At 59.7% G+C, this 26,008-nt stretch carries 23 protein-coding genes and 1 pseudogene; 11 read left to right on the top strand and 13 right to left on the bottom strand.

Annotation, left to right across the window (positions count from 1 at the left end; genetic code table 11):
* The first annotated feature begins 2 nt into the window (after positions 1-2).
* Both N037_RS06575 and N037_RS06580 read left to right on the top strand, forming a co-directional pair.
* Positions 3-1,406, top strand: coding sequence for a YfcC family protein (locus tag N037_RS06575; RefSeq protein WP_032639816.1), 1,404 nt, complete (start codon positions 3-5; stop codon positions 1,404-1,406).
* A gap of 75 nt (positions 1,407-1,481) precedes the next feature.
* The gene (locus N037_RS06580; protein ID WP_023334317.1) at positions 1,482-1,961 is read left to right on the top strand and encodes an arginine repressor; all 480 of its coding nucleotides are present in this window, start codon (positions 1,482-1,484) and stop codon (positions 1,959-1,961) included.
* A gap of 3 nt (positions 1,962-1,964) precedes the next feature.
* Here the strand turns inward: N037_RS06580 and N037_RS24805 are convergent.
* Positions 1,965-2,082: pseudogene (locus N037_RS24805) on the bottom strand (hypothetical protein).
* On the opposite strand from N037_RS24805, the gene N037_RS23545 reads away from it, so the two are divergent.
* The 4 genes from N037_RS23545 (at position 2,062) to ridA (ending at position 4,067) form a co-directional block, all read left to right on the top strand.
* Positions 2,062-2,166: a pyrBI operon leader peptide gene (locus N037_RS23545; protein WP_022646880.1), complete on the top strand. Its 105-nt coding sequence runs from the start codon at positions 2,062-2,064 to the stop codon at positions 2,164-2,166. The pseudogene N037_RS24805 and the gene N037_RS23545 sit on opposite strands and share 21 nt — an antisense overlap.
* Positions 2,167-2,200: 34 nt before the next feature.
* On the top strand, positions 2,201-3,133 hold the full coding sequence (gene pyrB / locus N037_RS06585) for an aspartate carbamoyltransferase (RefSeq protein ID WP_032639818.1): 933 nt from the start codon (positions 2,201-2,203) through the stop codon (positions 3,131-3,133).
* 12 nt (positions 3,134-3,145) lie between these two features.
* Complete coding sequence (gene pyrI, locus N037_RS06590; RefSeq protein WP_023334315.1) at positions 3,146-3,607, top strand: aspartate carbamoyltransferase regulatory subunit; 462 nt, start codon at positions 3,146-3,148, stop codon at positions 3,605-3,607.
* Between the two features lie 73 nt (positions 3,608-3,680).
* Positions 3,681-4,067, top strand: coding sequence for a 2-iminobutanoate/2-iminopropanoate deaminase (gene ridA, locus N037_RS06595; protein ID WP_008501391.1), 387 nt, complete (start codon positions 3,681-3,683; stop codon positions 4,065-4,067).
* Positions 4,068-4,118: 51 nt separating this feature from the next.
* Here ridA and N037_RS06600 read toward each other — a convergent pair whose 3' ends face one another.
* Entirely contained in the window at positions 4,119-6,503 is a 2,385-nt protein-coding gene (locus N037_RS06600; protein WP_032639820.1) for a beta-N-acetylhexosaminidase, read from the bottom strand.
* A 327-nt stretch (positions 6,504-6,830) separates the two neighbouring features.
* Complete coding sequence (mgtA, locus tag N037_RS06605; RefSeq protein ID WP_032639822.1) at positions 6,831-9,539, bottom strand: magnesium-translocating P-type ATPase; 2,709 nt, start codon at positions 9,537-9,539, stop codon at positions 6,831-6,833.
* A gap of 392 nt (positions 9,540-9,931) precedes the next feature.
* On the opposite strand from mgtA, the gene treR reads away from it, so the two are divergent.
* The 5 genes from treR to nrdG all read left to right on the top strand — a co-directional run bounded on the left by treR (position 9,932) and on the right by nrdG (position 17,241).
* The gene (treR, locus tag N037_RS06610; RefSeq protein WP_023334312.1) at positions 9,932-10,879 is read left to right on the top strand and encodes a trehalose operon repressor TreR; all 948 of its coding nucleotides are present in this window, start codon (positions 9,932-9,934) and stop codon (positions 10,877-10,879) included.
* Positions 10,880-11,007: 128 nt separating this feature from the next.
* A complete protein-coding gene (gene treB / locus N037_RS06615) occupies positions 11,008-12,426 on the top strand; it encodes a PTS trehalose transporter subunit IIBC (protein ID WP_032639884.1) in 1,419 nt (472 codons plus the stop codon).
* Between the two features lie 51 nt (positions 12,427-12,477).
* Positions 12,478-14,121 (top strand): alpha,alpha-phosphotrehalase, encoded by a 1,644-nt coding sequence (gene treC / locus N037_RS06620; RefSeq protein WP_032639824.1) that lies wholly within the window; start codon positions 12,478-12,480, stop codon positions 14,119-14,121.
* A 375-nt stretch (positions 14,122-14,496) separates the two neighbouring features.
* Positions 14,497-16,635 (top strand): anaerobic ribonucleoside-triphosphate reductase, encoded by a 2,139-nt coding sequence (gene nrdD, locus N037_RS06625; RefSeq protein ID WP_023310191.1) that lies wholly within the window; start codon positions 14,497-14,499, stop codon positions 16,633-16,635.
* A 141-nt stretch (positions 16,636-16,776) separates the two neighbouring features.
* A complete protein-coding gene (gene nrdG / locus N037_RS06630) occupies positions 16,777-17,241 on the top strand; it encodes an anaerobic ribonucleoside-triphosphate reductase-activating protein (protein ID WP_032639827.1) in 465 nt (154 codons plus the stop codon).
* Positions 17,242-17,273: 32 nt separating this feature from the next.
* On the opposite strand, the gene N037_RS06635 is transcribed toward nrdG, so the two are convergent.
* From N037_RS06635 to N037_RS06680, 10 genes are read right to left on the bottom strand one after another with little or no spacing between them, the layout of a single operon-like run.
* Positions 17,274-19,184: a BglG family transcription antiterminator gene (locus N037_RS06635; RefSeq protein ID WP_032639829.1), complete on the bottom strand. Its 1,911-nt coding sequence runs from the start codon at positions 19,182-19,184 to the stop codon at positions 17,274-17,276.
* Between the two features lie 18 nt (positions 19,185-19,202).
* A complete protein-coding gene (locus tag N037_RS06640; protein ID WP_032639831.1) occupies positions 19,203-20,339 on the bottom strand; it encodes a lactonase family protein in 1,137 nt (378 codons plus the stop codon).
* A 36-nt stretch (positions 20,340-20,375) separates the two neighbouring features.
* Positions 20,376-21,116, bottom strand: coding sequence for a 2-dehydro-3-deoxy-phosphogluconate aldolase (dagF, locus tag N037_RS06645; protein WP_023334305.1), 741 nt, complete (start codon positions 21,114-21,116; stop codon positions 20,376-20,378).
* Positions 21,113-22,231, bottom strand: coding sequence for a DgaE family pyridoxal phosphate-dependent ammonia lyase (locus tag N037_RS06650; RefSeq protein ID WP_032639833.1), 1,119 nt, complete (start codon positions 22,229-22,231; stop codon positions 21,113-21,115). Before N037_RS06650 ends, dagF begins: the two co-directional genes overlap by 4 nt.
* Positions 22,215-23,348, bottom strand: a complete 1,134-nt coding sequence (locus N037_RS06655; RefSeq protein WP_032639835.1) for an amidohydrolase/deacetylase family metallohydrolase — start codon at positions 23,346-23,348, stop codon at positions 22,215-22,217. Before N037_RS06655 ends, N037_RS06650 begins: the two co-directional genes overlap by 17 nt.
* Positions 23,349-23,390: 42 nt before the next feature.
* Complete coding sequence (locus N037_RS06660; RefSeq protein WP_023310183.1) at positions 23,391-24,032, bottom strand: DUF4310 family protein; 642 nt, start codon at positions 24,030-24,032, stop codon at positions 23,391-23,393.
* A gap of 13 nt (positions 24,033-24,045) precedes the next feature.
* Positions 24,046-24,822, bottom strand: a complete 777-nt coding sequence (locus N037_RS06665) for a DUF4311 domain-containing protein (protein ID WP_023310182.1) — start codon at positions 24,820-24,822, stop codon at positions 24,046-24,048.
* 22 nt (positions 24,823-24,844) lie between these two features.
* A complete protein-coding gene (locus N037_RS06670) occupies positions 24,845-25,144 on the bottom strand; it encodes a DUF4312 family protein (RefSeq protein WP_006810338.1) in 300 nt (99 codons plus the stop codon).
* A gap of 2 nt (positions 25,145-25,146) precedes the next feature.
* The gene (locus tag N037_RS06675) at positions 25,147-25,509 is read right to left on the bottom strand and encodes an SFCGS family glycine-rich protein (RefSeq protein ID WP_023293430.1); all 363 of its coding nucleotides are present in this window, start codon (positions 25,507-25,509) and stop codon (positions 25,147-25,149) included.
* A gap of 10 nt (positions 25,510-25,519) precedes the next feature.
* Positions 25,520-25,858 carry a glycine dehydrogenase gene (locus tag N037_RS06680; protein WP_156369711.1) on the bottom strand — a complete coding sequence of 113 codons (339 nt, stop codon included), beginning with the start codon at positions 25,856-25,858 and terminating at the stop codon, positions 25,520-25,522.
* Between the last annotated feature and the right edge of the window lie 150 nt (positions 25,859-26,008).

Below are 26,008 nucleotides of genomic sequence, written 5' to 3' on the forward strand. Positions count from 1 at the left end.
TCATGGGCAAGTTTAAGTTTCCCTCCGCTTACACCATTCTCTTTTTTCTGATTGCCGTTGTGGCGGCGCTGAGCTGGGTCGTCCCCGCCGGGCAGTACCAGATGGCAATGAACGAAACCCTCGGTAAAGAAGTCCCGATTGCCGGAACGTACGCGCACGTGGCGGCGCATCCGCAGGGGCTGGTTTCGGTGCTGATGGCGCCGATTGCCGGGCTGTACGATCCAGAATCTGGCCAGGCCGGGGCGATCGACGTGGCGCTGTTTATCCTGATCATCGGGGGATTTCTCGGGATCGTCACCAAAACCGGGGCGATTGACGCCGGGATCGAACGCGTCACCACCCGGCTGCGCGGACGCGAGGAGTGGATGATCCCGATCCTGATGGCGCTGTTTGCCGCAGGCGGGACGATTTACGGCATGGCCGAGGAGTCGCTGCCGTTCTATACCCTGCTGGTGCCGGTGATGCTGGCCGCCCGTTTCGACCCGGTGGTCGCCGCCTCCACCGTGCTGCTTGGTGCAGGGATCGGCACCCTCGGCTCCACCATCAACCCGTTTGCCACGGTGATCGCCGCCAACGCCGCCGGGATCCCCTTCACTAACGGCATCGCCCTGCGCGTGGCGCTGCTGGTTATCGGCTGGATCATCTGCGTGGCGTGGGTAATGCGTTACGCCCGCAAGGTGCGCCAGGATCCGTCGCTGTCGATCGTGGCGGATAAGCAGGAAGAGAACCGCGCCCATTTCCTCGGCGACAAGGGCGAACAGTCGCTGGAATTTACCCCGGTGCGCAAAATCATCCTGGTGATTTTCGCCCTCGCCTTCGCGGTGATGATCTACGGCGTGGCGGTGCTGGGCTGGTGGATGGCAGAGATTTCGGCGGTGTTTCTCGCCAGCGCGATTATCGTCGGCCTGATTGCCCGCATGAGCGAAGAAGAGCTGACGTCGACGTTTATCAACGGCGCGCGAGATTTGCTGGGCGTCGCGCTGATTATCGGCATCGCGCGCGGTATCGTAGTCATCATGGATAAGGGCATGATTACCCACACCATTTTGCACAGCGCGGAAGGGCTGGTCAGCGGGTTGTCCACGGTAGCGTTTATCAACGTGATGTACTGGCTGGAGGTCGTGCTGTCGTTTCTTGTGCCTTCTTCGTCCGGCCTGGCCGTTCTGACGATGCCGATCATGGCGCCGCTTGCCGATTTCGCTAACGTCAACCGCGACCTGGTGGTGACGGCTTACCAGTCGGCCTCCGGCATCGTGAACCTGGTCACTCCCACCTCTGCCGTAGTGATGGGCGGGCTGGCTATCGCCCGCGTGCCCTACGTGCGTTATCTGAAATGGGTGGCGCCGCTGCTGGGCATTTTAACGGTAGTGATTATGGCGGCGTTAAGCCTGGGGGCGGTGTTGTGATGTTTTGAAGTTGTAGGCCCGGTAAGCGTAGCGCCACCGGGCGTTTTGTTTCAGCCACTTACATGGGAAATAGTTATGACGGAATATGGTGATTACTCTCCAAAAGAACAGCTTCAGCTGACAGTCTGCCAGCGTCTGATCGCAGAAAAGAGTTATCTCTCTCAGGAGGAGATCCGCCGGGATTTGCAGGAGCGTGGTTTTGAGACCATCAGCCAGTCCACCGTTTCACGTCTGCTTAAATTGCTCGGTGTCATAAAAATTCGAAATGCCAAAGGGCTAAAGATTTATTCGCTGAATCCCCAGCTGCGCCCTGCCCCCGACGCCGCGCGTACCGTGTCCGAAATGGTGGTCAGCGTCGAGCACAATAGCGAGTTTATCCTTGTTCATACCGTCGCCGGATATGGCCGCGCGGTGGCGCGTATTCTGGATTATCACCAGCTGCCGGAAATTTTAGGCGTGGTGGCTGGCAGCAGTATCGTCTGGGTCGCCCCTCGCGTCGTGAAGCGCACCGCGCTGGTGCATAAGCAAATTAATTATTTACTCAGAACGCATTAATATTCATAAAGAACCGTTTGCATTGAGTAAAGCGTGCATTAAATCGCTTGATCCGAAAAGCGAGCTGCGTATAATGCCCGACAATTTGCCGGGAGGAAGCATGGTCAAGCGTGTACGACATAACGTCTTACCGCGTCTGAAATCAGACGCTGGCCTGCCGTTTTTCTTCCCGTTGCTAAACCTATTCCCAGAGCCCCTCATTTGAGGGGCTTTTTTTTGCCCGGCGTCAGGAGATAAACATGAATCCGCTTTATCAAAAACACATCATTTCCATAAACGACCTCAGCCGCGAAGAGCTGGAACTGGTTCTGGAAACCGCGGCAAAACTGAAGGCCAATCCGCAACCGGAGCTGCTGAAGCACAAGGTGATTGCGAGCTGCTTCTTCGAAGCCTCAACCCGCACCCGCCTCTCCTTTGAAACCTCCATGCACCGCCTGGGCGCGAGCGTGGTGGGCTTCTCGGACAGCAGCAACACGTCGCTGGGTAAAAAAGGCGAGACCCTGGCGGATACCATTTCAGTGATCAGCACCTACGTCGACGCGATTGTGATGCGTCACCCGCAGGAGGGCGCGGCGCGTCTGGCGACCGAGTTTTCCGGCGGCATTCCGGTACTGAACGCCGGCGACGGTGCCAACCAGCACCCTACGCAGACCCTGCTGGATCTGTTCACCATTCAGGAGACGCAGGGCAAGCTCGAGAACCTGAATATCGCCATGGTCGGCGACCTGAAGTACGGCCGCACCGTCCACTCCCTGACCCAGGCGCTGGCGAAATTTAACGGCAACCGCTTCTTCTTCATCGCGCCGGACGCGCTGGCGATGCCGCAGTACATTCTCGACATGCTGGATGAGAAAGGCATTGCGTGGAGCCTGCACGCCAGCATCGAAGAGGTGATGGGCAACGTGGATATTCTCTACATGACCCGCGTGCAGAAAGAGCGTCTGGACCCGTCCGAATACGCCAACGTGAAGGCGCAGTTCGTGCTGCGCGCCAGCGACCTCGAGGGCGCGCGCGACAACATGAAGGTGCTGCATCCGCTGCCGCGCATCGATGAGATCGCCACAGACGTGGACAAAACGCCGCACGCCTGGTACTTCCAGCAGGCCGGAAACGGCATCTTCGCCCGCCAGGCGTTACTGGCACTGGTTCTGAATCGCGAATTGGCACTGTAAGGGGAAACGACCATGACACACGATAACAAACTCCAGGTTGAAGCCATCAAGCGTGGCACCGTGATTGACCACATCCCTGCGCAGGTCGGCTTTAAGCTGCTGACGCTGTTCAAACTGACCGAAACCGACCAGCGCATCACCATCGGCCTGAACCTGCCGTCAGGTGAAATGGGCCGCAAGGACCTGATCAAAATCGAGAATACCTTCCTGACCGACGAGCAGGTTAACCAGCTGTCGCTGTACGCGCCGGACGCTACCGTCAACCGCATCGACGAGTATGAAGTGGTCGGCAAATCCCGCCCGAGCCTGCCGGATCGTATCGAGCGCGTGCTGGTCTGCCCGAACAGCAACTGCATCAGCCATGCGGAGCCGGTTTACTCCAGCTTTGCAGTGAAAAAGCGCGCCGATGACATCGCGCTCAAATGCAAATACTGCGAAAAAGAGTTTTCTCATTATGTGGTGCTGGCCAACTAATTGAGGTTGGTAATGAAATCCCGGCTGTTATAATGGCCGGGAACATTCTTAACGCTGTAATTCTGGAGAAAACATGAGCAAAGTACTCGCGACGGAAAATGCACCAGCCGCTATCGGACCCTACGTTCAGGGCGTTGATCTGGGCAGCATGATCATCACTTCAGGTCAGATCCCGGTAAACCCAAAAACTGGCGCGGTGCCGGAAGACGTCGCGGCGCAGGCGCGTCAGTCGCTGGAAAACGTGCAGGCTATCGTTGAATCTGCCGGTCTGAAAGTGGGCGACATCGTGAAAACCACCGTTTTCGTGAAAGATCTGAACGATTTCGCGACCGTTAACGCCACTTACGAAGCGTTCTTCACCGAGCATAATGCGACTTTCCCGGCGCGCTCCTGCGTGGAAGTAGCCCGTCTGCCTAAAGACGTGAAAATTGAAATCGAAGCGATCGCCGTACGTCGTTAATTCGCTTTGGCGATAAAAAAAGGCAGCCCAGGCTGCCTTTTTTGTTGCTTGCTACTGATTCCGCGTCGCGCGCAGCAGCGTTTCCAGCGGGTACACCGCCGCAATCACCACTTCGTCCTGAACCTTCGCCGCGTTGTCCAGTTCGCTCTGAATCGAGGCGATCTCTTTGTCATCCAGCGTGCCCTGGCGCGCCACCAGATCCGTCAGCCGCAGGCCAATCGAGGCCAGCTTATCCACCTCCTGAATCACCGGCTTCATCGCCTTCAGCTGATAGCTGTTGTCGCTTAGCGCCAGCGCGTCGCTGGTGTTGTTCTGCCACCGGTTGAAAACGTGGCGCAGCGCGTCTGCGCTTTCCGCGTCTTCCGCATCGCTCACCAGACGGTCCGCCCATTTGTGCATCTGGCGCACGGTGGCGCTTTCGGCGTTCAGAGCATCCGCGAAGCGGTTGAGCGGCTCAAACTGATGGTAGTTTCCGGCCTGGAACTTGAGGTGCTGACGGGTGTAATACTGCGCGGGCTCTACCGCCTGCGCGAGGATTTGCAGCGGCAGCGTGTCGGCATTACCGGCGAGGCGCGTGAACTGCACCTGCTGCTGGGTATGCTGCTGCAGCCCGACCGACACCGTCGACCAGCTGTCCATCGCCTGCAGGCGGGTGAACATGTTATCGACGTCGTTGACATCCTGTGCAGACCACAGCCGCTCCGCCACCGCAAAGGCGCGCGGCCACAGGCGGATATCCAGCACCGGTGCTACCACGTTTTCCGCCCACAGCGCGGCCTCACCGCCAAGCAGGTTGGCCTGATTCGCCACGTCCGGCACGACCGGCGGAATGCCTTTCGGCACCTCGTCCAGACGCGTGCCGCTGATGGGGTAGCGCGTATTCCCCACCAGGAAATAGCCGGTGAGCGTGTCGTTATCGACGGAGACCACCGGGCGCGTTTCGCCCATCCAGGTGTCGACGGTAAAGGTCACCTGATTGTCGTCACGCCATTCAATATCCTGCACCGCTCGACGGGATTTCCCGGCAAAATCAATAAATCCGCGCCAGCCTGCGTCCCCTTTCACCAGCGTGAAGCTCCCCTCCACCGGCTTGCCCTTCAGGCGCGGCATGGAGAAGGCCCAGCTCTGGACGCTGTCGGTGTCTGCAATCACATCCACGCCGTTCAGCCCCTGCGGGACAATTTCGTTGCGATAGTGATAGGCGGTGGACTGGGGCTGGTCGAGATAGAAGCCCGTCGAGAGAATGCCCTTGTAGCCGTTCTGCGCCACCTGCCCCAGCGCGTCCTGCCCCTGCCAGGACTGGATCAGAATGCTTTTCGGCAGATCGGGATGGTAGATCTCGTCCCAGCCGACCATCTGGCGGTGATGCTTCTCGAGGATCGTTTCCAGCTTGCGGTTGAAGTACGCCTGCAGCGCGTGGCTGTCCGCCAGCCTGTTGTCGCGCATGAAATTCTGGATCGCGGCGTTCGCTTTCCACTGGCTGTCGTCCACCTCATCGCCGCCGATGTGCAGATACGGATCCGGGAAGATCGCCGCCAGTTCGCTGACCATCGCGTCGGCAAAGGCGTAGGTTGCCTCTTTTGTCGGATCCAGCACCGGCTTCAGCACGCCCCAGTGGCGCTCCATTGCGTACGGCCCCGGGGCGCTCATCAGCTCCGGGTAGGCCACAGCAATCGCCGAGGCGTGGCCCGGCATGTCGATTTCCGGCACTACGCGAATGCCGCGTTCGGTGGCGTAACGCACCACCTCGCGCATCTGTTCAGGCGTGTAGAACAGCCCGTCGCTGGCAAGCTGCGTCAGCTTAGGGTAGCGCTTCGAGCTGAAGCGCCAGCCCTGGTCGTCGGTTAAGTGCCAGTGCAGCACGTTGAGCTTTGCCGCGGCCATGCCGTCGATCTGGCGCTTGATATCCGGCAGCGGAATAAAGTGACGCGCCGAGTCGAGCAGCAGCCCGCGCCACGGGAAGCGCGGCGAATCTTCAATGGTGACCCACGGCAGCGAGGTGTTTTCCGCGCCGTTCTGCATCAGCTGGAGCAGCGTTTCCATGGCGCGCATGGCACCAAAGCGGGTATTGGCGGAGATAGTTACGCCGTTGGCGTCCACCGTGAGCGTATAGCTTTCATCGCTGTCCGGCAGCGGCTGCGGCTTCACCTTTTTAGCAACCGCGATGCGAATGGTCGGCTTTTCAGGCTTGTCGACCTGCGGCTGCAGCGTCCAGCCGGTTTGCAGGGCGATGCGCTGGCGCAGGCGGCTGACGGCGTCGCCGAGATCGTCCCCGCTGACGCTAATGGATACGTTGTTGCTGAGCACCAGCGCGCCCTGGGTCGTCGGGCGTTCGACCTTGGCAGGCCAGGGCATTAAGGGGAGATCCCCTGCCGGGGCAGCAAAGGCAGAGGCGCCGAGCATCAGCCCGGCGGTTAAGAGACTGTACCGTAACATGAATGTTCCTTATCTGACGGGCCAAATATACCCGTCATACTTCAAGTTGCCTGTGCGTTGGCTGCACTCGTTCACCCCGGTCACTTACTTATGTAAGCTCCCGGGGATTCACTCCCTTGCCGCCTTCATGCAACTCGAATTATTTAGGGTATAAAGGCAAAACATTCTGTTAACATGCGCTCAATTTGTCGTCAAGCGAATGCGCCGACGGAGATCACAGGTTGTTGAATTTGAGAGGAAAGCTATTGCCCGGTGGCGCTGCGCTTACCGGGCCTACGTTTCGAGAGTAGGCCGGGTAAGGCGAAGCCGCCACCCGGCAAACATAACTTACTGCCACCCATACCGACGCGCATAGAACCCTTTCACCATCTGGGTCAGCACCATATAACCGGCGAGGATCGCTACCAGCCACGGGAAGTAGCTCAGCGGCAGCGCCTGCAGCTGCAGGTAGCCAGCCAGCGGCGAGAACGGCAGCGCGATGCCGAGCGCCATCACAATTCCCGTCATCACAATCAGCGGCCACGCGGCGCGGCTCTGGATGAACGGAATGCGGCGGGTGCGGATCATATGCACAATCAGCGTCTGCGACAGCAGACCCACCACGAACCAGCCGGACTGGAACAGCGTCTGATGTTCCGGGGTGTTGGCGTGGAACACAAACCACATCAGGCAGAAGGTCAGAATGTCGAAAATGGAGCTGATCGGGCCAAAGAACAGCATAAAGCGCCCGAGATCTGCCGGGTTCCAGTGCTGCGGCTTCTGGATCTGCTCGTCGTCGACGTTATCAAACGGGATCGCCACCTGAGAGACATCGTACATCAGGTTCTGGATCAGCAGGTGCAGCGGCAGCATCGGCAGGAACGGCAGAAACGCGCTCGCTACCAGCACGCTGAAGACGTTACCGAAGTTGGAGCTGGCGGTCATTTTGATGTATTTGAGCATGTTGGCGAAGGTGCGGCGCCCTTCGATGACACCCTCCTCCAGCACCATCAGGCTCTTTTCAAGCAGGATGATATCCGCCGCTTCGCGGGCGATGTCCACCGCGCCGTCGACGGAGATACCAATATCCGCCGCACGCAGCGCGGGCGCGTCGTTGATGCCGTCGCCCATAAAGCCCACCACGTGCCCTTCGCGACGCAGCAGCGTGACGATGCGCTCTTTGTGCATCGGGGTCAGGCGGGCAAACAGCGTGGTGCGCTGGGCAAGCTTCGCCAGCTCGTCATCAGAGAGATGTTCAATATCGCTCCCCACCACCACGTCGCCCGCGTCCAGACCCACTTCATGGCACACTTTGGCCGCCACCAGCTCGCTGTCGCCGGTGAGGATTTTCACCGTGATACCGCTCGCCTTCAGCGCCTTCAGCGCCGGCGCGGTAGTCTCTTTCGGCGGATCTAGGAAGGCGATGTAACCCTCGAGGATCAGATCGGATTCGTCGATACGCTGATAGTCACCCTCCCGCGCGGGCAGGAACTTGCTCGCGACCGCCACCACGCGCAGCCCCTGACGGTTCAGGTTGTCGGTGACGCGCTTGATGCGGCGCAGCATGGTGTCGTCCAGCGGCACGATCTCGCCGTTATGGCGCACCTGCGTCGACACGTTCAGGATCTCCTGCAGCGCGCCTTTGCAGATCAGCTGATGCACGTCCGTCTGCTCGCTCACCACCACCGACATGCGGCGGCGCTCAAAGTCGAACGGGATCTCATCCACCTTCTGCCAGCGGCCGGAGAGCGTGCGGGCGGATTCTTCATCCACCCCTTCCAGCACCGCCACGTCGAGCAGGTTTTTCAGCCCGGTCTGGTAATGGCTGTTCAGCCACGCGCTGTGCAGCACGCGCTCGCTGGTTTTGCCGGAGATATCGGTGTGGTTCTCCAGCACGATTTTGTCCTGCGTCAGGGTGCCGGTTTTATCGGTGCAGAGGATGTCCATCGCGCCAAAGTTCTGAATGGCGTCGAGGTGTTTGACGATCACTTTCTGTTTAGAGAGCTTCACCGCCCCGCGCGCCAGCGTGGAGGTGACGATCATCGGCAGCATTTCCGGCGTTAAGCCGACGGCCACGGAGAGCGCAAACAGTGCCGCCTCCCACCAGTCGCCCTTGGTGTAGCCGTTGATCAGCAGCACGATCGGCGTCATCACCATCATAAAGCGAATCAGCAGCATGCTGACGCGGCCAATGCCTTTCTGGAAGGCGTTCGGCTCGCTCTCCTGCTCGCTGACGCGTCCGGCAAGCTGTCCGAACCAGGTGTTGCCCCCGGTAGCGGTGACAATCGCCTGCGCCGTGCCGCTGACCACCGTGGTGCCCATAAAGCACAGGGTGTCGCACTCGAGCGGGTTCATCTGCTGCGGGTCGCGGCTGCGCGCCACCTTTTCAACGGGCAGGGATTCCCCGGTCAGGGAGGCCTGCGCGACGAAGAGATCGCGCGCCTGGATGATGCGTAAATCCGCCGGGATCATGTCCCCCGCGGCCAGCTTCACCAGATCGCCCGGCACCAGCTGGTCGATAGGCAATTCCACCCAGGCGTTTTCGCCGAGATCGTTAATCACGCGCGAGACGGTCGCGGTGTTGCTGACCATCGCCTTCAGGGCGTCCGCCGCTTTGGTGGAGCGGGCCTCCTGAATAAAGTTCAGCAGCGTGGAAATGCCCACCATCAGGGCAATCACCCCTGCAGCAAACAGATCTTCCGTCGCGTAGGAGATGAGGCCGAGCACGGTCAGCAGCAGGTTGAACGGGTTGCGGTAGCAGAGCCACAGGTGTACCCACCACGGAGAGGGCTTCTGCGCCGGGATCTGGTTATCGCCGTGCACGGCGCGGATTTTTTCCACTTCGGCCGCGTTTAGCCCTTCCGGGTGTCCGCCGAACGCGCGCCAGACTTCGTTTTCATCCATCGCCGCCACGTTCAGGCAGCGTTCGGTCAGGGACGCGGGGATCGCGGTGCCCGCCATGTTTTTAGCATTGGGCAGCGGGTCGCGCTGAACAAGACGGTGTGGCAGGTGGCGGCTCAGCAGGGCCTGCAGCTGCCGGGTGATATTTTTAAACATAGTCATTCCTCCGCATCCGCGAATGCGGACGCAGCATTTCCTTCAGGCGTGGCAAGGCCGTACCTGAGAGGCACTTAATTTTTCAAGCAGGAACGTTTGTGGCGTTGCTGCCTCACATCACCGGTGAGTCAGCAACAAAGCTGGCTTACCGGAAAGAACGCATTCTCCCGTTCAGGAGAGGTGTGGGATCGGGATCCATGAAGCCTCCGGTAAGTAAAAAGTAGGGTGTCGTCGCGCAGTATAGGGATTTAAGCGTACCCTTTGTGACGATTCGGGCGGTATTATACCCCCCTGCAAATAAACCGAACGTAAACCAGACTTTGCCCATAGCGAAATCGCGCTATAGCATTAGGCTCAATTCACTACATCGTCGTTGTTACAGGGAATACAGCATGCAGAACCGCCTTACGATTAAAGACATCGCGCGTTTAAGCGGCGTGGGGAAATCGACCGTCTCACGCGTGCTGAACAACGAAAGCGGCGTCAGCGAACGCACCCGCGAGCGCGTTGAGGCGGTCATGAATCAGCACGGGTTTTCCCCTTCCCGCTCCGCGCGCGCCATGCGCGGGCAGAGTGACAAAGTCGTCGCCATCATTGTTTCGCGTCTGGATTCCCTGTCAGAAAACCTCGCCGTGCAGACCATGCTGCCCGCCTTCTACGAGCAGGGCTATGACCCGATCATGATGGAGAGTCAGTTTTCTCCGCAGCTGGTGGAAGAGCATCTGGGCATGCTCCAGCGGCGCAACATTGATGGCGTGGTGCTGTTCGGCTTTACCGGCATCAAAGACGAGATGCTGAAACCCTGGCAGCCTTCGCTGGTGCTGCTGGCGCGCGATGCCCACGGCTTTGCCTCCGTCTGCTATGACGACGAGGGCGCGATAATCACCCTGATGCAGCGCCTGTTCGACGAAGGCCACCGCCACATCAGCTTCCTCGGGGTACCGCACGCGGACGTCACCACCGGTAAGCGCCGCCACGAGGCCTACCTGACCTTTTGCAAAAACCACAATCTCTCCGCCGTGGCCTCCCTGCCGGGGCTGGGCATGAAGCAGGGTTACGAGCAGGTCGCCAACGTCCTGACCCCGCAGACCACCGCGCTGGTGTGCGCCACGGATACGCTGGCGCTGGGTGCCAGCAAATATCTGCAGGAGCAGCGCATCGATAACCTGCAGGTGGCGAGCGTCGGCAGCACGCCGCTGATGAAGTTCCTGCACCCGGAGATCATCACCGTCGATCCGGGCTACGCCGAGTCCGGCAGACAGGCCGCCGCGCAGCTGATCGAGCAGATCAACGGGCGCGCTGAGCCGCGTCAGATCGTCATTCCTGCCCACCTCTCTTAACCCCCTCTCAACGGATTATTGTGATCTTCGCCCGATTTCGGGAACGTTCCCATTTTCGCCGTCACGCTGAAGGAGTAGGCTTGCGCTCAGGTCATTACCCCCCTCACCATCTGTCATGAGGTTTCATGATGAGTAAAGTCAAACAAGCAGATATCGATCGGTTGATCGTCCTGGTCGGCGGCCGCGAGAACATCGCCACCGTCAGTCATTGCATTACCCGCCTGCGCTTCGTGCTGAACGATCCGGCCAAAGCCAACCCGAAGGCCATTGAAGAGCTTTCCATGGTCAAAGGCTGCTTCACCAACGCCGGTCAGTTCCAGGTCGTGATTGGTACCGAAGTGGGCGATTACTATCAGGCTCTGCTGGCGACAACCGGGCACTCCTCCGCCGATAAAGAGCAGGCGAAGAAGGCCGCGCGCCAGAATATGAAGTGGCACGAGCAGCTGATTTCCCATTTCGCGGAGATCTTCTTCCCGCTGCTGCCGGCGCTGATCAGCGGGGGCTTAATCTTAGGCTTCCGTAACGTCATCGGCGATGTGCCGATGAGCGACGGCAAAACGCTGGCGCAGATCTATCCGGCGCTGAAAACCGTTTACGATTTCCTGTGGCTGATTGGCGAGGCCATCTTCTTCTACCTGCCGGTCGGGATTTGCTGGTCCGCGGTGCGCAAAATGGGCGGCACGCCGATTCTTGGTATCGTGCTGGGCGTCACGCTGGTCTCTCCGCAGTTAATGAACGCTTACTTACTTGGTCAGCAGGTGCCTGAGGTCTGGAACTTCGGCCTGTTTACCATCGCCAAAGTGGGCTATCAGGCGCAGGTTATTCCGGCCCTGCTGGCGGGCCTGGCGCTGGGCTTTATTGAAACGCGCCTGAAGCGCATCGTGCCGGATTACCTCTATCTGGTGGTGGTGCCGGTTTGCTCGCTGATTCTGGCGGTGTTCCTGGCGCACGCCTTTATCGGTCCGTTTGGCCGCATGATTGGCGACGGCGTGGCCTTCGCGGTGCGTCACCTGATGACCGGCAGCTTCGCGCCAATCGGTGCCGCGCTGTTTGGCTTCCTGTACGCCCCGCTGGTGATCACCGGCGTGCACCAGACCACGCTGGCTATCGACATGCAGATGATTCAAAGCCTCGGCGGCACGCCGGTCTGGCCGATTATCGCCCTGTCTAACATTGCGCAGGCCTCTGCGGTGACCGGCATCATCATCGTCAGCCGCAAGCACAACGAGCGTGAGATCTCTGTTCCGGCAGCTATCTCCGCCTACCTCGGCGTCACCGAACCGGCGATGTACGGTATCAACCTGAAATACCGCTTCCCGATGCTCTGCGCGATGAGCGGTTCCGGTCTGGCGGGCCTGGTGTGCGGCCTGAACGGCGTGATGGCGAACGGGATTGGCGTCGGCGGCCTGCCGGGCATCCTCTCCATCCAGCCCGCTTACTGGCAGGTGTTTGCCCTGGCGATGGCCATCGCGATCATCGTCCCAATGGCGCTCACCACCGTGGTTTACCAGCGCAAGTTCCGTCAGGGCTCGCTGCAGATTGTTTAACGTCTTCTTTCGGGGCGCAGTTGCGCCCCTTCGCATTTGCAGGAACGCACTATGAATACTCTTCCTCACTGGTGGCAGAACGGCGTCATCTATCAGATTTACCCAAAGAGTTTCCAGGACACGACCGGCAGCGGCACCGGCGATCTACGCGGCGTGACGCAGCGTCTGGACTACCTGAAAACCCTCGGCATTGACGCCATCTGGCTGACGCCGTTTTATATCTCCCCGCAGGTGGATAACGGCTACGACGTGGCGAATTACACCGCCATCGACCCCGCCTACGGCACGCTGGATGATTTCGACGAGCTGGTTGCCGAGGCGCACGAGCGCGGCATCCGCATTGTGCTGGACATGGTGTTTAACCACACCTCCACGCAGCACGCCTGGTTCCGCGAGTCGCTGAACAAAGCGAGCCCGTATCGCCAGTTCTACATCTGGCGCGACGGCACGCCGGAGCAGCTGCCCAACAACTGGCGCTCCAAGTTTGGCGGCAATGCCTGGCGCTGGCATGCCGAGAGCGAGCAGTACTATCTGCATCTGTTCGCCCCGGAGCAGGCGGACCTCAACTGGGAGAACCCGGCGGTGCGCGCCGAGCTGAAAAAGGTGTGCGAGTTCTGGGCCGATCGCGGCGTGGACGGCTTGCGTCTGGACGTGATTAACCTGATTTCAAAAGATCAGGACTTCCCGGACGACAGCATCGGAGACGGCCGCCGCTTCTACACGGACGGGCCGCGCATCCACGAATACCTGCAGGAGATGAGCCGCGACGTCTTCACCCCACGCAACCTGATGACGGTGGGCGAGATGTCCTCGACCTCGCTGGAGAACTGCCAGCAGTACGCGTCGCTCGACGGCAGCGAGCTGTCGATGACCTTTAACTTCCATCATCTGAAGGTGGACTACCCCGGCGGCGAAAAATGGACGCAGGCGAAGCCGGACTTCGTCGCGCTGAAAACCCTCTTCCGCCACTGGCAGCAGGGGATGCACAACAAAGCCTGGAACGCGCTGTTCTGGTGTAACCACGATCAGCCGCGCATCGTGTCGCGCTTTGGTGATGAAGGGGAACACCGCGTGGCTGCCGCGAAGATGCTCGGCATGGTGCTGCACGGCATGCAGGGTACGCCGTATATCTACCAGGGCGAGGAGCTGGGGATGACGAACCCGCACTTCAGCCGCATCACCGATTACCGCGACGTGGAGAGCCTGAATATGTTCGCCGAACTGCGCGCCAACGGCCGCGAGCCGGATGAATTGCTGGCGATTCTGGCGAGTAAGTCACGTGATAACGGACGAACTCCAATGCAGTGGGACGCGTCGCACAATGCGGGCTTTACCGAGGGCGAGCCGTGGATTGGCGTCTGCGATAACTACGAGACGGTGAACGCCCGCGCCGCGCTCGACGACCCGGATTCGGTGTTCTACACCTACCAGTCGCTGATTAGCCTGCGCAAAACCCTGCCGGTGCTGACGTGGGGAGATTATGAGGATATCCTGCCGGAACATCCTTCTCTTTGGTGCTACCGTCGTCAGTGGCAGGGTCAGACGCTGATGGTGGCGGCAAACCTGAGCCATACGCCTCAGGAATGGCAGACAGACGCTCTCAGCGATAAATCACAGGTGCTGATGAGTAACTACCCGGCACCGCAAACGACGTCGCTCCGTCCGTTTGAAGCCGTCTGGTGGCTGCAGCAGTAACCTTCTCGCCGGGTGCAGCCCAGCATCCGGCTTATTTTACTGTTTTTGTTGAATAATTAATCAGATTTTTCTCGCGCGCCTTTACAATCGCTGAAGCGCCCGTCGTTTGTACTCTCGTCTTTTTACTTTGTTCTGCATCAAATAAATCGCAAACATGTTTGATGCAAATCACTATATGTAGCACTTAAAATGCACGCCGACCCAATATCTTGTATTTATCGTCTACTATTCCAACAACAAGACGGCGCTTACGCTGGCCGGAATTGTGGATAACACGAGCTGGGAACGCGGGAAGTCTTTGGCCCGGCGGGGAATACGCCCGGTGAATACTTCTCCACCTCTGTGGATAACCTGTTTTCAAAAAATGGAGTGATCATGACACCGCATGTGATGAAACGTGATGGCTGTAAAGTGCCGTTTAAATCAGAGCGCATCCAGGAAGCCATTCTGCGTGCAGCTAAAGCAGCGGGAGTCGATGACGCAGATTACTGCGCCACCGTCGCAGAAGTCGTTAGCAGCCAGATGAACGAACGCAGCCAGGTCGATATCAATGAGATCCAGACCGCGGTTGAAAACCAGCTGATGGCGGGGCCTTACAAGCAGCTGGCGCGCGCCTACATTGAGTACCGTCACGATCGTGACGTGCAGCGTGAGAAGCGCGGTCGTCTGAACCAGGAAATCCGAGGCCTGGTGGAGCAGACCAACTCCGCCCTGCTCAATGAAAACGCCAATAAAGACAGCAAAGTGATCCCGACCCAGCGCGACCTGCTGGCCGGTATCGTCGCCAAACACTATGCCCGTCAGCATCTGCTGCCGCGCGACGTGGTGTCTGCGCACGAGCGCGGCGAGATCCACTACCACGACCTCGACTATTCGCCGTTCTTCCCGATGTTCAACTGCATGCTGATCGACCTGAAGGGCATGCTGACCCATGGTTTTAAAATGGGTAACGCCGAGATTGAACCGCCTAAGTCGATCTCCACGGCCACCGCCGTCACCGCGCAGATTATCGCCCAGGTTGCCAGCCACATTTACGGCGGCACCACGATTAACCGCATTGATGAAGTGCTGGCCCCGTTCGTGACGGCAAGCTTTAACAAGCATCGTAAAACCGCCGAAGAGTGGCAGATCCCGGACGCGGACGGCTACGCGCACTCCCGTACCGAGAAAGAGTGCTACGACGCCTTCCAGTCGCTGGAATATGAGGTGAACACGCTGCACACCGCCAACGGTCAGACGCCGTTTGTGACCTTCGGCTTTGGTCTGGGCACCAGCTGGGAATCGCGCCTGATCCAGCAGTCCATCCTGCGCAACCGTATTTCCGGCCTCGGCAAAAACCGTAAAACCGCCGTGTTCCCGAAACTGGTGTTCGCCATCCGCGACGGCCTGAACCACAAGTTTGGCGATCCGAACTACGACATCAAACAGCTGGCGCTGGAGTGCGCGAGCAAGCGCATGTATCCGGACATCCTGAACTACGATCAGGTCGTCAAAGTGACCGGTTCGTTTAAAACGCCAATGGGCTGCCGCAGCTTCCTCGGCGTGTACGAAGACGAAAACGGCGAGCAGATCCACGACGGACGCAACAACCTGGGCGTCATCAGCCTGAACCTGCCGCGCATCGCGCTGGAAGCGAAAGGCAATGAAGCTGAATTCTGGACACTGCTGGATGAACGCCTGCAGCTGGCGCGTAAGGCGCTGATGACCCGTATCGCGCGCCTTGAAGGAGTCAAGGCCCGCGTGGCGCCGATCCTCTATATGGAAGGGGCCTGCGGCGTGCGCCTGAAGGCGGACGATGACGTGTCGGAGATCTTCAAAAACGGTCGCGCGTCCATTTCTCTGGGCTATATCGGTATTCACGAGACCATCAACGCCCTGGCGGGCGATACGCATATGTACGACAGCGAGGCCCTGCGCGAAAAAGGCATCGCCATCGTTCAGCGCCTGCGCGACGCGGTTGACCAGTGGAAAGAGGAAACCGGCTACGGGTTTAGCCTCTACAGCACGCCGAGCGAGAACCTGTGCGACCGCTTCTGCCGTCTGGACACCGCCGAGTTCGGGATTGTGGAAGGCGTGACCGACAAAGGGTATTACACCAACAGCTTCCACCTCGACGTGGAGAAAAAGGTGAACCCGTACGACAAGATCGACTTCGAAGCGGCCTATCCGCCGATCGCCAGCGGCGGCTTCATCTGCTACGGCGAGTACCCGAACATTCAGCACAACCTGAAGGCGCTGGAAGACGTGTGGGATTACAGCTATCAGCACGTGCCGTATTACGGGACCAACACGCCAATCGACGAGTGCTACGAGTGCGGCTTTACCGGTGAGTTCGAGTGTACGAGCAAAGGCTTCACCTGCCCGAAATGCGGCAACCACGACGCGGCCCGCGTCTCCGTGACCCGCCGCGTGTGCGGCTATCTCGGCAGCCCGGACGCGCGTCCGTTTAACGCCGGCAAGCAGGAAGAGGTGAAGCGCCGCGTGAAGCATCTGGGGAATGGGCAGATCGGGTAAGTTCTGCGCAGGGTTTTCCCCCTCACCCTACCCCTCTCCCTCAAGGGAGAGGGAACCGATCGAGCACATTGTTATTCCGGCCACCGATTTTCTCCCTCTCCCTGTGGGAGAGGCCCGGGGTGAGGGCATCAGGTTAACGCTATGAATTATCATCAATACTACCCCGTCGACATCGTCAACGGCCCCGGCACCCGCTGCACCCTGTTCGTCTCAGGCTGCGTCCACGAATGCCCCGGCTGCTATAACAAAAGCACCTGGCGTCTAAACTCCGGCATGCCGTTTACCGCTGAGATGGAAGACCGCATCATCAACGACCTCAACGACACCCGCATCAAACGCCAGGGGATCTCGCTCTCCGGCGGCGACCCCCTGCACCCGCAAAACGTGCCGGATATCCTGAAGCTGGTGAAGCGCATTCGGGCAGAGTGTACGGGAAAAGATATCTGGGTCTGGACAGGCTACAGGCTGGAAGAGCTGAACGCGCAGCAGATGGAAGTGGTGGATCTGATTAACGTGCTCGTCGACGGCAAGTTCGTGCAGGATTTAAAAGACCCGGCGCTGATCTGGCGCGGCAGCAGCAACCAGGTTGTGCATCATCTGCGTTGAACAAAGGCGGATGTTATCCGTCCGCCCTTACCTCAAAACCGGCTCAAACTCTCCATTGCCACCGCCTTAAACTCGGCAAAATCTCCGCAGCTACAGAGCCGCGACATCGCCCGTTCACGCAGGAAAGTGACAAAGATATCGTAAATCGCCATCGCCTCTTCGTACTCGCTTTTGCTGATGGCAAGCAGGAAGATGACGTGCGCGGTTTCGTCGCCCCACGGGACGCCGTGCGGGGCGAGTACGGTATAGACCACCGTTTTCTGCGCCAGCAGGCCGAGGGAGTGCGGCAGCGCGATGCCGTCGCCGAGCATGGTGCTGACGATGGCTTCACGCTCGACGACGGAATCCAGGAACTCCGCGCCGACAAACCCCTCGCCTTCAAGCTGCGCGCACAGCTCGCGAAACAGCGTTTGCTGATCAACGGGCGTGTCGATAATGCGGAAATGGGCCGCGTCGAAGTATTTATCCAGCATCCACGGCCGGGTGCGGTCCACCAGCACCAGCTTGCCGATCTGCTCTAACTGATAGTCGGTCGGGAACGGGGCGATCGTCACCACCGGTTTCGACTTTTCACTGACGCGGGCGGTGGCGATCACAAAGTCTTCGCCAATCGTTTCCGCCAGCTCGTACTCGCGCAGGGTGAGCGTGCGCGTGACCTCAATTTGCGGGTATTTGCGCTGCAGAACGGCTTCAATCATGCGGACCATGGCATTACCGGCGTCGCACACCAGCAGCACGCGCGGCTGGCGCTGGTAGCCGATGTTGTAGTGACGCTCCAGCCCGACGCCAATGTGCAGCACCAGGAAGCCAATCTCGTTTTCGCTGATCACGTACGGCGTGTATTTGCCCCAGCTCGATACCGCCGCGAGGGTCATATCCCACGCCATCGGGTAGTGCTGCTTGATGTTATCCAGCAGCGGGTTGGGGATCATGATTTGATACCGCACGCGGGTGATCATGGTTTTGATGTGCGTGAGCAGGTCCGCGTGCAGTTGCTCGTCGCTGAGCAGGTTGTAGTTATAGTGGGTGTTGATGTAGCGCAGGATGTAGTTGACCAGCGCTTCGTCGTCGTCTGCGTTAATGGCGCTCGGGGCAATCTCCTGAATCTGCCGCGCCGCAATGTGCACGCAGAGCCAGCTCTCCTCCGAAGGTGAAAGCGCTTTGCCCGCCAGCTGCTGGATAGTGACGGCGATATCCTTCGCCGCCTCGCGCACGTTCTCTTCTACGTCTTCGGCGTGGAATTCCGGCAGCGGATAGCCCTCGCTGATGCGCCGCACCGACACCGCGCAGTACAGGCGCAGGAACAGCTCGCCTTCATCGGTCAGACGGATGTGATGACGCGTCAACGCCTCGTGCAGCACGGGCACCATCTGCTCCGCCACGCCCGCGTTCAGCGCCACGTCGGTCACCAGCGGGTTCAGGCTGTCCTGCTGTGCCAGCTCCCAGAGCAGATCGGTCAGGCAGGCGCGGGTCGACATCTCGCTGCCAAACAGCTTCATGCCGTGGCGCGGACGCGTTTCCAGCGTCAGGTTATAGCGATGGAACCACTCGCGGACTTCCGCCATGTCGCTTTGCAGCGTGGCGCGGCTGACGAACCACTCGTCCGCCAGATCCTCAAGCTTAAGAGAAAATGCCGAGGTGAGAAAACGCACCACCAGATAATGCACGCGCTCCGGTCCGGTCCGGGGAATGCGCAGTGCGCGCGGATGGGATGCCTGCAGCTGCTGGTAGCGCACCACATCATCAATTTTGAGCTGATAGCCGTTGCCCCGGCTCAATATAAACTGCGCGCCGTGGCTTGCCAGCAGCGCGTTCAGGGCGGTGATATCGGCACGGACGGTTCGCGTGGAGACCGACAGCCGCTGCGCCAGCTCGTCCTGCGGCAGCGTCTCGTTTTGCAACAGATCGAACAGTTGCGCTAAACGTTGGTTCGGAAATCGCACGGGTTTGTCCTCTACAGCTTAAGGTGAAATGACCATCTGGGATGGGCTGCCGACCGGGGTGTAGTCTGGCTCGAAGCTCAATTTGCCGTCCTGCGCTACGCGGAAACGGGTGATGTTGTCGCTGCGCTGGTTCATAACGTACAGCCAGCGTCCCTGTTTATCGAGCGTCAGGGTGCGCGGGTAGTCGCCGCGCGTCCACACGTCGTCCTGATGGGTCAGCGTGCCCTCCGCTGTTACGGTAAAGTGCCCGATGCTGTTATGCAAACGGTTAGCCACATACAGCTGTTTGCCGTCGGCGCTTAATGCCAGCCCGGCAGCAAAGCTGGTGCCTTTGTAACCTTCCGGCAGGGCTGAAAGCGTTTTGCCCTCTTTTAAGGTGCCGTTGGCGCTCACGGTATAATGGGTGAGCGTAGACGCCTCTTCGTTAATCAGCCACAGGGCATCCCCTTTTGGCGTAAAGACAAAATGGCGCGGCCCGGCGCCTTTTGAGGAGGCGCTGATAAACGGCGGATCGTTCGGGGTCAGCTTTCCTGTTCGATCGTCAAAACGGTACTGGTAGAGGCGATCCAGCCCAAGATCGGTGGAAAACACGAACTTCCCGCTCGGATCGGCGGCGATCATGTGCGCATGCGGGCCGTTATGATCGCTGATGGCAAAACTGCCCTCCGCTGCCGCTTCCGGCTTCGCCGCACCCGGTTCGCCTTGATCCTGATGAGTGTCCGTGGCCTCACCCAGGCTGCCGTCTGCGTTAACGGGCAGCACTGCGATAGATCCGCTGACGTAGTTCGCCACCAGAAGATGGCGACCGTTCGGCGTCAGCGACAGGTAAACCGGCCCCGCGCCGCCGGAGGCTACCTGATTCAGCTCGCTCAGCGCGCCGTTATCCCCCACCCGCAGCGCCTGCACCACGCCCTGCTCCACTTCGCTTGCCAGATACAGCGTTTTGCCGTCGCGTGAGACGGCCAGCTGCGCGGCGTTCGGCAGCTTGCTGACCAGCGTTTTATTCGCCAGCGCGCCGCTTTGCGGGTCAACGGTAAAGCGGTACAGCCCTTCGCCGTTGGGGTTGTAGGTGCCCACCCAGGCGTATTGCGTCTGGGCGATAGCGGTGGTGGCGAACATTGAGAGTGAAGCAACAAGCAGGGTACGGGTGTGCATGGTGGCTCCTTCAGGTGTGTGCGGTAAGGTTTTATTTTACTTCACCAGCTTCTTCGTCATCGCCAGCAGCGTGCGCACGTCTTCCGGGCGCGTATCGCCGCTGGCTTTGTCGATAATCGAGCTGTAGATATGCGGGATGATTTTGCTCACGCCCGCGTCGAGGGCGATCTGCAGGATCTCCTCATAGTTTTCCAGATCGATACCTCCGGTTGGCTCCAGCCAGAAGTCGTGACGGGCGCAGGCTTCCGCCACCGCTTTGTACTCGTCGCGGCACTTCAGGCCGCCCATCGGGAAGTATTTGATGGAGCTGCCGCCGAAATCCTTCAGCAGGGCAATCGCGGTTTCAACCGGCACGATGCCGTCAGGCGCGGCGCTGCTCAGCGGTCCGGTGGAGATTTTGACCATCCCGACGGTGCCGGTCGGAGAGACCAGACCGTTGACCACGGAGTCGTTCTGCCCCAGCAGCGCGCGGCTGGTAGCCACGCCGGTAAAGACCTGGTTGACGTGCTGCGGCTGCACCTGACGGGAGATTTCACTCACCATCGCCGACTGGTTCGGATCCCCCGCGCCGAGGCCGACGGAGAGCGCGTTATCAATCAGCGCCGCGTATTCGCGCATGTCCGCAACGGCGCTCGCCACGTCCGGGTAATTTTTGGAGAGCACGCCCACCAGCACATGACCTTCCGCCGCCTCGTAAATGGCGCTGGCGTTGGCCTTTGAGCCTGCCAGCACGTTCAGGCAGACGCGGTCACGGTAAAAGTTGGGGGTCAGTTTCATGCGTTTTTCTCCTGTCCTAATACTTCGCTAATGCGGCGGTACACGATGTTCAGCTGGTCAGCATTCACGCTGCGCACGTCCGCCTCGATAATCCCTTCGTTGGCCTTGTAGCCGCGGAAGTAAATGGCGTATTCACCCTGTTTCAGCTTCGCCACCAGATCGCCCGTGCCGACGCCCGTTGCGGCTTCGTCGAACTTGATCTCGGTGCGGGCGATATCGCGACCGGCACTGTCCCAGACCACGCGCGCGGTCACGCCGTTCAGGGTGTTGAGCGCCTCGATAAACGGCGTCATCTTCGCCACCATCTCGGCCCCGCTCTCTTTGGTCGCCGTCAGGTAGTGCTCGATGGCGCAGGTCAGGCCAAGAATGCCCTCTTTACCCACCTTCATCGCGCGGCCAATGCCCGCGGTCTGGCGCTTCACCCACTCAACGTACTGGGTTTTGCCGATCACCAGACCGCTGGTTGGGCCTTCGATCGCCTTCGCGCCGCTGTAGATCACCAGATCGGCGCCGGATCGGTAGTACGCGTGCAGATCTTCTTCCGCCGCCGCATCGACGATCAGCGGGAGATCGTGCTTGCGCGCCACAACCGCCGCCTGCTCGACGCTGAGCATGCTTTTCTGCACGCAGTGGTGCGATTTGATGTAGAGGATCGCCGCCGTGCGCGGGGTGATCGCCGCCGCCAGCTGATCGGCGGAGCATTCGTTGGCGTAGCCCGCCTCCACCAGCTTGCCGCCGCCCAGCGCCACCATGGTGCCCACCGGCGCGCCAAAGTTTACGTTGTGGCCTTTCGGCAGGACGATTTCGTTGTTCTCAATCGGGGTCACATGCAGGTTTTCCAACAGCCAGTCGCTGTCTTTGACCAGCACCGCCGCCACCGACTGGGCTATACCCGCCGACGCGCAGGAAACCACCGTCGCGCCTTCCACATCCAGCAGCTTCGCGATGTATTCCCCGGTTTTATTGACCAGATCCTTCATCTCGAAATAGTGATTCATGCCGTCCATTGCCGCCTGCACCACTTCCGGGCGCGGCGTGGAGACGCCCAGCGCCGTCATGCGGCCGGAGGTATTGATCACCTGCTTTAAGTTGTACTTCTCATAAATCGAAGGCATGTTCCGTGCTCCCTTGTTCGGTCATGTAGCCCTTGCCCGCGCGGATCGCGGCAAGCGGCACCAGAATGTGTTCAGCCTGCAGGCTGTCGTTTTCGGCATCCGTCAGCACCGTCGGCTGGCGTTTGAGCGTGAACAGAGTCAGGTCGGCGTCGAGACCCGGCTGGATGCGGCCCTTGCGCGCCAGGCGCAGGCCGTCGGCGGCGTTCGCAGTCACGCAGTCAATCACCTGCGGCAGCGACATGCCGATAGCGAGAAACTTCGACATCACGCTCGCCAGCGAGCCGACCGGACCGTTGATGCGGTTGCGGCAGTAGATATCCGAGCTGATGGTATGCGGCAGAATGCCCATCGCGATGGCGCGTTTCGCCACCTCAAAGCTGAAGCTCGCCGTGCCGTGGCCGACGTCCAGACGCACGCCGCGCTTCAGGGCGGAGGTGATGGAGGCGCGCAGCTCGCCGGAGGGCGTCAGAATGCGGTTAGGCTTGCCGTTGTAGCAGTGGGTGATGATGTCGCCGGAGCTCAGCAGCTCGGCAATTTCGTCAAGGTTCGGCGGGTTGTTGCCAATGTGCACCATCAGCGGCAGGTCGCCGTTCTCTTTCTGAATGGCTTTCGCCCGCTCCAGCGGCGTGATGCCGTTTTCACCCACCACGCTGCTGCTCATGCGCGCCTTCAGGCCAACGATAAAATCAGGGTGGCGCTTCACCGCCTGCTTCACCGCGTCGGCGTCGATATTCGCCATGTTGGCCAGCTCGTTTTGGGCAATCAGCCCCACGCGGGAGATGTTCAGCAGGGCAAACACCTCGGTGGAGGCCCTGCGGGTGATGTCGTAGAAATCGTCCACGTCATCGGCGCCGGTGCTGCCCGCGTCCACCACGGTGGTGACGCCGGTGGCAATGCCGACGCTGTCCGGCTCGTCGTGGTAAATCGGGGAGTTCGGGTAGCAGTGTACGTGGGAGTCAATCCAGCCTGCGCTGACGAACACGTCGCCGTTCAGCTCAACCGTTTTATGCGCGGGGGCGTCAATCTCGCCCAGCGCCGCGATTTTCCCGTTCTGAATGGCGATATCGGTCAGGGTATCGTCGGCAAGGCGCGCACGGCGCAGGAGTAAATCAAACATGAGGATCTCCTGATAAGGCGGGCGCCTGAGCGCCCGCGGGTATTAAAGGGCGACCGGGAACAGCCAGCCCAACAGCATTGCGCCGAGGATCGCGCCACCGGTGATCGGCTTCTGCCAGATGTAGAACACCAGTGCACCCAGCAGGGAACCGACGCCGATAGGAATGGAGGCGGTCATGGCGCTGAGGATAATCAACGGCCCGAGGAAGCGGCCGGAGGCGTTACCCGCGCCCATCATCACGTCTGCACCGTAGGTAGAGTTGCTCTGGTTGATGGTGAACTTACGCGCCAGGATGATGACGTAGCCAATCGCCAGACCAATCACCAGGCCGGTAATCAGCGCGGCAATGAAGTTGGTCACCGGGAACATGATCCCCGCGCCCAGCAGCAGCGCCGGTACGCCGAGGCCTACGCCAGTCTGGATCGCCCCGCCGATATCAAGAATACCCACCAGCGACCCTTCGATAATGCGGGCGAACAGGAAGCTCGCGCCAAATGCCGCCACCGCGCCGTAGACGCCGGTATCTATCCCCGCCTTCAGCATCGCCACGAAGGCCACTTCGTTAAACGCGCCGATGCCGTAGAGGTAGTACATGTGCGTCCCGGCGAAAACGCCCGAGGAGAGCAGGCCAACGAAGATCGGGAACGACCAGTCGGCATACCAAAAACCTTTATTCTGTTCCATTTAGAGGCTCCTGTTATTTACCGCTGAGCGAGTTGTGGATCATGTCGAGCCAGTTCGGCACGGTCAGATGGAAGGATTCGATCATCTTCATGTCGAAGCCGCGGAAGAAGCCGCTCAGCACGAAGAGCAGGACGATGGCCGCCATCATCACTTTGGTGACGTGGTTCCAGCCGCTCTCTTCCACGCCTTTACCGATCAGGATCCCCAGCACCAGGCCCGGTACGGCGTTCCCCATGATCAGCTGCGCCGCGCCGCCAAAGATGGTGGCCCAGAAGCCTGATTTTTTACCCGCGTCGATGGCCGCCAGCCAGAAGATCACCGGCATCACGGTGTTCACCAGCAGGTTAGCCGCCGGTACCAGCACCTTCACGGCGGTGACCTGAAGCGCTGCCGGAACGGAGGAGGCGGTCAGGTTCAGGAAGGTGACGACGAGCATGCCAATCACGCCGCAGGCAATCGCCATTTTGCGCGGGTCGTGCAGCGTTTCGCCGACGTTACGGTTTTTGATCATCAGTGCAGCAGCACCCCAGTTCGGGATGATGCGGTGGTCAACGTCCTGTGTGAAGGCACCTGCGGCCACGGAAGAGGCCCAGGCGTTAAAGAAGAAACCTAACCCAAAGGAGAAGTGAGACGCTGGGTCCCCTTCGCAGGAGTTAAGTTCCCCCAACGTACGAAACGCGCCCATACCCTGTGTGGTAGGCGCATGAAACATGCGTGCAGCCCCGGCTCCGACACCGACGCCAACCAGGCCGCCAATGATGAGCGATTTTATTAATATAATTAAGAACATCAGTCTGCCCTTTTATGAATAATCAGCGTTGCGTGACGAAATCCACCTGGTCGAGATTGATGGCGGTCACGTTGACGGTCACATCCAGCTCCACGCTGTAGGTGCGTCTTTCCCGGCGCAGAAAGAAGAACAGAAACGCTTCTTTTCGCACCGCTTCTTGCGCCTGAACGACCTGCACATCCTGTGGCTCAATACGCAGTAAGATATGCGGTGAGGCTTTCATCACCGCTGCCTGAACGTGGTTGAGCGCGTCGGCAAAGGCGCGCGCTTTGGCGTCGCCTTTGCCCTTCACTCTCACCGTGGTTGTGAACTGTTCTTTCATGCTTATGCGCCGTATTTCTTCTGCCACGCCTGTACCAGACGCTCGCCCAGCTCTTCTTTATCCATGAAGCCGAAGCCCAGCACGTTGCAGCCTTCGTTGATGGCGGTCACGCCCTCTTCCACGGAACGCATGCCGTATTTAGCCTTGTAGCCATATTTCGTTTGGGCTGTGATGGCACCCGCGCCGCCGCTGCCGCAGAAGGAGATGCCGAAGGTGGCGTTTTCCGCTTTCATCACGTCGCCGAGCTTCATATCGGCAGCCATACCCGGTACGACAACCGCGCGTCCACCTGCTTTTTCCACACCGGCGGCCACTTTCTGACCTTTGCCCAGGCGATCGCCAATCACGACTGTAATCTGTTCCATGTGTTGCTCCTTAAAGGTTGTCTTTCGCGACTTCAAAGTGAACGGAGAGCAGCCAGGCTTCTTCATCAGGAAGATTGCCAAACTGCGCGACCACTTCACGGGCGAGCCGCATTGAATCCGGTGAAATTTCGTCAAACAGCTCTGCTTCAACCTCCGGCAGTGGCTCGCCGGTCACGGACCGGTGCGCCATTGCGCGAACGTGGGAGGTCAGCATCTGCTCCTGTACCGCATTGGGGATGATGTCGTGCCGGGCCAGCAGGGCATAAACCTGCTGCAGCATGGTGTTCGCGAGCTGTTCTGTTTGCTCCGCCTGTTCCCCAACGTCGTTCATTACCGCTCCGTTAATCACTGGTCTTACCCCGTTAATGGCTCTGGAATAAAACTAACGTTGGGGGGGAATGGTTTGTAGCGAGTTGTTTTCCACTTCGAAGTGGAAAGGCGAGCCGCAGCAGTGATCTGTGCCACATAAATGCGGTGAATCTGGATAAACCGCTGTATT

The sequence above is a fragment of the Enterobacter sp. EGD-HP1 genome, assembly GCF_000733275.2.
GTDB lineage: Bacteria > Pseudomonadota > Gammaproteobacteria > Enterobacterales > Enterobacteriaceae > Enterobacter.